The following is a 7,930-nucleotide window of genomic DNA, read 5'->3' on the forward strand; positions in this document are numbered from 1 at the left end:
ATTCGATGTATTTTGAGATCGATGCAGATGGTTCAGTGAGTTGTGCGTCGGGAAGTGGCTGTTGTACAGCAGAATGGGATTTCACAGTAGCATGTGCGACTTGTGTGAATCCATCAGCGAGTTATAGTGTTGTCTCCAACTGTGTTGTAGGACCAGAGTTTTTTGTTGATGTAGATTTAACCGATTTAGGATCAGCAACGTCGATAACGATAAGTGATAATCAAGGAAGTGCAGATCAAACAGTAAGTGCAATAGGAGTTGTACAGTTTGGACCATATCCAAATTTAACACCAGTGGTAATCACAGTAGCTAACGACGATGATCCGAATTGTGAGATATCAAGTACAACGTTAACTCAAGATGTCTGCTTTGACACTTTGGTTGATTGTAACGCTGGACCAGTAAACACAGTATTCTGTTATTTTAATGATATAGACGACGACCCTTCAGTTGCTACGTTTACTTACACAAGCTCAAATGGATTGCCATTGAATTTGACATTTAACCAAGGTCAAATGGAAGGTTGTTGTGATGAATTAGTAGTTATTGATTCAGATGGTGTTACTGAGTTGTTTAATGCAAACCAGCCAGATGTTTCAGGCTTGACTTTTCAGTCCTCAGGCGATACAATATCATGGTATGTCAATTCTGATTTTTCAGTAAGTTGTGAAAGTAGTGGTTTTACACCATTTGATGTAACTGTAGCTTGTGCTACATGTATCAATCCGGCAGCGACTTATCAGGTTGTTGATGATTGTGCAAATGGAAATCAGTTTTTAATAGATGTTAATGTAACGAGTTTAGGTGATGCAACATCACTTACAATTACAAACAACATAGATGCAACAACAGTTCCAGTAACAGCAACCGGAGTTTATCAGATTGGGCCTTTCCCGTTTTTAGTAGATGTTATCGTTACCGTAAGTAATGATCAGGATGCAAATTGTGTAATAAATAGTAACCCTATTCAATTGTTGGCTTGCCCGCCAGCTAACGACAATCCTTGTAACGCAACAGTAGCGGTAGTTAATACCGATAGTTCATGTGATTTATTGACGCCAGGTTCTTTAATAGAAGCGACACCTTCAGGTGTTCCAGATGGTACATGTGGTGGCGATCCAGATGATGATGTATGGTTTCAATTCGTTGCTGAAAGTGAAGTACAACTTATTTCGATAATTAATATTGCTGGAGGTACATTTAATATAGATCATGGAATCTATGAAGGAACTTGTGATGGTTTAGTTGAATTAGAATGTACTGACGCGACAGCAAGTGTTTCGCCTGAATTAGTAGTTGGTAATACCTATTATATTAGAGTGTTCTCAGGAGGAAGTGCTTCTGAAACAAGTACATTTGATTTATGTATTAAAGATGCACCAACAAACATTATCTGTGAAAATGCTGAGAATTTTTGTGAAGATGGAGGTGCGTTAACAACGGCTAATATTATAGGTATTCCAGATCCTAATGATATAGCATGTTTAGGAACAGCACCAAATCCAACTTGGAATATTATTCAAATTGGAGATCCTGGTTTAATAGAAATCCAAATTGATCAAGTCGATGACTCAGGTAATGGACTGGATGTGGACTTCGTTCTTTGGGGACCTTTTACTTCCGTTGAAGATGGTTGTTTGAATATTGTGTTTGACGATTGTCCATCATGTCCGTTTTCCAATAATCCAGATACAGGTTTTTATCCTTTTGGAAATATCGTAGATTGTAGTTACTCTGCAGCTCCTACCGAAAATTTAACGATTGATAACGCTTTAACAGGCGAAATCTACTTATTGCTTGTAACTAACTTCTCTGATGATCCAGGTACGATTTCTATTAGTCAAACTAACGGAACAGATGTAGGAGATGGTAATGTTACTGCTCAAATTGAAGTAGATTTAGGTCAAGATCAGGAATTATGTGGCTTCCCTTCATATGATATTGTAGCAACTTCTCCATTCGCAGATCGCTTTGAATGGTATTGCGATGGATTTCTTATTCCAGGTGAAATAGGATCAACATTAACGGTAACAGAGTCATGTACATACACCGTGATTGCATTTGATGACCAATGTCAATCTCAAGCTCAAGATGAAGTTACCATTACTTTTGGAGCAGAACCTGTAATTAATCCTGTAAATGATATTGTTACGTGTGACGATATTTCTGGAGATGAAATCGAAGATTTTGATTTGGAAATCCAAACGGCAACAATTCTTGGAACACAAGACCCAACAGCATTTAATGTGACCTATCATTTAAGTATAAATGACGCAGCGCAAGGGCTTAACCCACTAACCTCGCCTTACACTAATATTTCAAACCCTCAAACTATTCACGTTAGGGTAGAAGATGTCAATGCTACATTTTGTTTTGCGTTATCAACATTTGATTTAATTATCTCTGGACCAACGCCTACAGCAAATATGGATACATATCCTGTATGTGACGATGATTTAGATGGTCTTGGAGTATTTGATTTACCATCGAGAGATGTCAACGTTCTTGGAGGTCAGAGTGCTACCGACTTTTCAGTAAGTTATTACGCCTCTTTAGCTGATGCTGAAGCCGGAACAGGAGCTTTAACGAGTCCTTATAATAGTCCAACAGCGACTATTTTTGTCAGAGTTGAAAGTAATTTAGCTTTTGATTGTTATACTACGACTACAATGGAACTTGTTGTTAATCCATCACCTGATACATCCTTTGTTTTAGATGATTTAGTGACTTGTGATGATGCTTCGGCTGATAACATTGAAGACTTTAATTTAGAAATTCAGACGCCAATAGTAATAGGAACGCAAAATCCTGGAGATTTTAATGTGACTTATCATTTAACATTGGCCGATGCTCAAGCAGATACAGGAGCGTTAACCTCGCCTTACACAAACATTTCAAACCCTCAAACTATTTTTGTTAGAGTTGAAAATGCTACAGCAACAGAATGTTTTGCTACATCTAGCTTTGATTTGATCATATCTGGACCAACTCCTACGGCAAATTCAGATGTGTACTCAGAATGTGATGATGATTTTGATGGTATTACTGCATTTGATTTGGCATCTAGAGACGCTAATATTCTAGGAGGCCAAAGTGCTGCCGATTTTACAGTGAGTTATCACGAAACTCAGGCAGATGCAGATGCTGGAACTGGAGTAATAAACACAAGCTCATTCTATAATAGTGATTCTACGATCCTTTTTGTGAGAGTCGAAAGTAATATTGCGTTTGATTGTTATTCAACAACAACATTAGAATTAATTGTTGATCCACTGCCAGATACGACATTCTCGACTAATTTTGATTATGAAGTATGTCCTAATGCTACAACTCCAATTCAAATTACTGCAACTGCAAATAATTACAGTGAAAGTGAAGTGACTATCAACTGGTATTATGAGGGTGGTTTGATCTCGGGAGAAAACAGTTTAACACTTCCAGTAGTTGATGCAGGTCTTTATGAGATTGAAGTAATATTTAATCAAACACAGTGTTTCAGTATTACTGATCAAATGGTTGTTGAATTGGCAAATTGTGTCATTCCACAAGGGATTTCACCTAATGGTGATGGCAGTAATGATACGTTTGATTTAAGTAGCTATGATGTAAGTAAACTAGAAATTTTTAACAGACATGGAACTTTAGTATACTCTAAAGAAAATTATACGAACGAATGGTATGGTCAAACCAACGATGGTGATGAATTACCAGTAGGAACTTATTTCTATACCATGGAATATGAAAATGGAAAACGTAGAACAGCATGGGTTTACATTCAACGATTAAATTAAAAGCTATTTAACCAATTAATATTAAGACGTACAGTATTTGTCTTTTAACGTAGAGAAATACTGTACAAATTTAATCCAACAACTAAAAACAACTAAAAATTAACAGATGAAAAAACTTTATATTATTGTTGTATTTCTCATTGCAACACAAATGTATGGACAACAAGATCCACAATATACACAGTACATGTATAACATGAATGTGATCAATCCAGCCTATGCAGGATCTAGAGAAAATCTTTCGTTTGGATTATTATACCGTACACAATGGACAGGTATTGATGGTGCTCCAGAAACAGGTACGTTTTTTGGTCACCTTCCAGTAGGTGAAAAAGTAGGAATAGGATTATCTGTTATAGCAGATCAAATAGGTCCTGTTAAAGAAACAAATGCTTATGCTGATTTCTCATACACATTGAAATTAGGAGGAGAGCATCGATTGGCTTTCGGAGTAAAAGCAGGTGCCACATTTCATGACATTGGATTGGGTAGCATAGATCTAATTGATCCTACAGATCCTTTCTTTCAAAATATCAATTCAACCACACCTAATATAGGAGCTGGTGTATTTTATTATACAAATAATTACTATATATCATTTTCTGTACCTAATATGCTAAACTCGGTGCACTTAGATGCAAATGGAAATAAGTTAGGAACTGAAGCAACGCATTATTTTTTAACAGGAGGTTACGTTTTTCAGTTATCGCCAAACACAAAATTGAAACCTTCATTTCTGGTGAAATCATCCTTTGATGCTCCTACATCATATGATGTTAACTTAAATGCATTATTTTTTGAGAAATTTGAAGTTGGAGGTTCATACAGATTGGATGATTCATTTTCAGGATTGGTTAATTTTGCTGTAACTCCTACAGTTAGAATAGGATATGCTTATGATGCGGTTAGATCGGATATTAAAAACTATGCTCCTGCATCGCACGAATTCATGTTATTGTTCGATTTGAATTTCCCGAAAAAAGTTTCACGTTCACCAAGATATTTCTAACCAGCTAAGCTAAACATTATGAAAAAAATAGTAACACTTTTTACAATAGTAGCATTAAGTAGCTTTAGCTTAATTGCTCAAAATAGCAGTACAAAAAAAGCAGATAAACATTTTGCAAGATTCGAATTTATTGAAGCTGCCGAAGAATATAAAGAATTAATAGAAGATGGCAAGGGAGATACCTACGTGTATAGTAAACTTGCTGAATCATATTATAACGTGTTTAACACACAAGAGGCCGAAAAATGGTATGCAAAAGCATTAGAAACAGCAGATAACCCAGAAATGATTTTCAAGTATTCTCAAATGCTTAAAGCCAATGGTAAATATGAAGAGTCTAATGTACAAATGGCCAAATTTGCTAAAATGCGTCCAAGTGACGACAGAGCCATTGCCTACAATGAAAATCCAGATTACTTACCTAAGATCTTAGAAAAAGGAAAAAAATTCAATATTCAAAGTTTAGGTTTTAATACACAGTATTCAGATTTCGGAGGAACATTGAAAGATGGAAAATTATATATTACCTCAGCAAGAAATACATCGCGTAAAACTTATGGATGGAATGAAGAACCATTTTTAGATATCTATGAATTAGTAAAGAATGAAGATGGGACTTATCAGGCTGCGACTTTAGTTGAAGACAAAGTAAATACGAAACATCATGAAGGTATTGTGTCTTTTTCACCTGACGGCAAAACTATGTATTTTTCAAGAGAGAGTTTCTTTGAAAAGGAATATGAAAAGGATTCGTTAACTAAAGTGAGATATAGCTTATTACATCTTTTTAAAGCCAAAAAAGTAGGTGATACATGGAGTAATGTTGAAGGGTTCGCTATCAATAGCAAAAATTACTCTATTAAAAATCCTTCTGTAAGTCCAGATGGTAAAACATTATACTTTGCATCAGATATGCCTGGAGGCTTTGGAATGTTTGATATTTATAAATCTACAATTAATGGTGATGGTTCGCTAGGAGAGCCAGTTAATCTAGGTCAGAAAGTTAATACTCAAGGACAAGAAATGTTTCCATTTATAAGCAGTAATAACACCCTTTATTTTTCTTCTAATGGTCACCTTGGATTAGGGAATCTTGATGTATTTCATACGAAAGTAGTTGATGGCAAAACAGGTCCAGTTAAAAATATTGGAATTCCAATTAATAGTAGTGCTGATGATTTCGCTTTCAATATAGATGAAGAGAGTAAAGAAGGTTATGTGTCTTCTAACAGAGATGGTGGTTTAGGAGGTGATGATATTTATGGTATCAAACGATTACAACCTTTAAATGATGTATTAGTTGCAAGTACCGTTGTAGATTCAAAAACCGGAAATCCTGTCAATGCAGCGAGCGTAACATTATATGATGATCAAGGCAACAAAGTATTATCGAAAGTAACAAACTCTGATGGTACCGTAGATTTTATTATTGAAAGTGACAAAGATGCTGAATTGGAAGTTGTTTTAGATGGTTACGTGAGTCAAAAAATTAAGGTTAGCGCTACTAACGAGGAAGAAGTTAAACTTAATATCATGTTAGATCCAATTGATGAAATCATTAAACCAGAGGAAATAGTTTTAAACCCTATTTTCTTTGAGTTTGATAAATCAAATGTTACGGCTCAAGCAGCATTTGAATTGGATAAATTAGTTCAAATTATGAATAAGTATCCTGATATGGTTATTAATGCTAAATCTCATACAGATAATAGAGGTTCAGCAGCCTACAATGAAAAACTTTCAGATAGACGAGCTAAAACAACCGTTCAGTACGTTATTTCTAAAGGTATTGATAAGTCTAGAATCTCTGGAGTAGGAAAAGGAGAAAATGAGCCTAAAGTTGATTGTGGTGCTAATTGCACTGAAGAAGAACACCAGATGAACAGAAGATCAGAATTTATTATTGTAAGTGGAGGGCCGCAGGCAAAATAATTAATTAAATATAATGACTAACTAACCAACCATAAAAGCTCTGTTAAATAGCAGGGCTTTTTATGTTTTATAACCTAGTCAATTACTAAAAGATAAGAATAACGACTTCAACAAAATCAAATGAAAAAAATTATATTAATAAGTATGCTTTTTATACTATCCATTAGTATAAATGCACAAACCTATCTTCAAGAAAACTTTGATGTAGATATTCCAGCGACTTGGACAGTAACCGATGCAGGAGGAGCAACTGGTGATTCATGGATTTCTGGTTTACAAGGTGGAGCAAATAGTTTAAATGGAAGTAATGTCGCTGTAGTTGATAGTGATGCCAATGGCAACGGAGTTGAGCTCATTGAAACATTGACATCTCCTTCTTTTGACACAACTGGCGCAGCTTTATTGTATTTAGATTTCGATCAGTTTTATAATAATGGCGGTGGAGACTCTGCAATTGTTGAAGTCTTTGATGGCACGAACTGGGTTGAAGTTTTAAATCAGACTGCTGATGCTGGAGCTTTTGGTGCTCCAGACTCACAACATATAGATATTACAGCATATTCTAATGCTAACATGCAGATACGATTTGTTTATAACGATGGAAATATTTGGGCATGGTATTGGTTACTTGATAATATTCTTGTCTATAATTCTACATGTGATTTCCCTTCAGCAATTACAGTAGATAATATTACAGATACTACTGCCGATATTTCATGGACAACTGGAGGATCAGAGTCCAACTGGGAAGTTGTAGTTCAGACAGCAGGTACAGGCGAGCCAACTGGTTCAGGAACACCAACGACAGCAAATAATCCATATAGTGTATCAGGTCTAACAGCGATTACAGACTATGAAATTTGGGTACGTACAGATTGTGGACCAGATGGATTTAGTTTATGGCAAGGCCCAATAACCTTCAGTACGTTCAACACACCACCACCAGCACCAGTTGGTGTGACGTGTAGTTCAGGGAGTTCTTCATTTATTTATACGGCAGAATATGATTCAGTAGATGGCTGGTCAGGCGATATCAACGGAGGGGATGGAACATGGGAGATTCCGAATGATTCAGGCTCAGGTGGCACAGGAGCAGATGCGGCTTTTAGTGGAGGAAGTTTTATGAACTATGAGTCTTCAGGAGGGACAACAGCTACAGCCTCGGCAGTAAGTCCTGCGATAGATTTAACGACAGCTG

General features: G+C 36.0%; 4 protein-coding genes. All 4 read left to right on the plus strand.

Translation table 11 applies throughout. The annotated features are described in order from the left end of the window. A partial coding sequence (locus tag TD18_RS14930; RefSeq protein WP_152611387.1) for a gliding motility-associated C-terminal domain-containing protein occupies positions 1 to 3,791 on the plus strand: 3,791 nt, incomplete at its 5' end. 106 nt (positions 3,792 to 3,897) lie between these two features. Beyond that, complete coding sequence (locus TD18_RS14935; RefSeq protein ID WP_040254224.1) at positions 3,898 to 4,800, plus strand: PorP/SprF family type IX secretion system membrane protein; 903 nt, start codon at positions 3,898 to 3,900, stop codon at positions 4,798 to 4,800. Positions 4,801 to 4,818: 18 nt separating this feature from the next. Further along, positions 4,819 to 6,732 carry an OmpA family protein gene (locus TD18_RS14940; RefSeq protein WP_040254225.1) on the plus strand — a complete coding sequence of 638 codons (1,914 nt, stop codon included), beginning with the start codon at positions 4,819 to 4,821 and terminating at the stop codon, positions 6,730 to 6,732. Positions 6,733 to 6,852: 120 nt separating this feature from the next. Next, a partial coding sequence (locus TD18_RS14945) for a fibronectin type III domain-containing protein (protein WP_160289474.1) occupies positions 6,853 to 7,930 on the plus strand: 1,078 nt, incomplete at its 3' end.

Origin of the sequence: Psychroserpens mesophilus (assembly GCF_000826645.1) — a bacterium.
Taxonomy (GTDB): Bacteria; Bacteroidota; Bacteroidia; order Flavobacteriales; family Flavobacteriaceae; genus Psychroserpens; species Psychroserpens mesophilus.

Excerpts from the sequence above, each read along its gene's own strand:
- TD18_RS14935 (WP_040254224.1), top strand. The coding sequence starts at position 3,898 with ATGAAAAAACTTTATATTATTGTTGTATTTCTCATTGCAACACAAATG.
- TD18_RS14940 (WP_040254225.1), top strand. The coding sequence starts at position 4,819 with ATGAAAAAAATAGTAACACTTTTTACAATAGTAGCATTAAGTAGCTTT.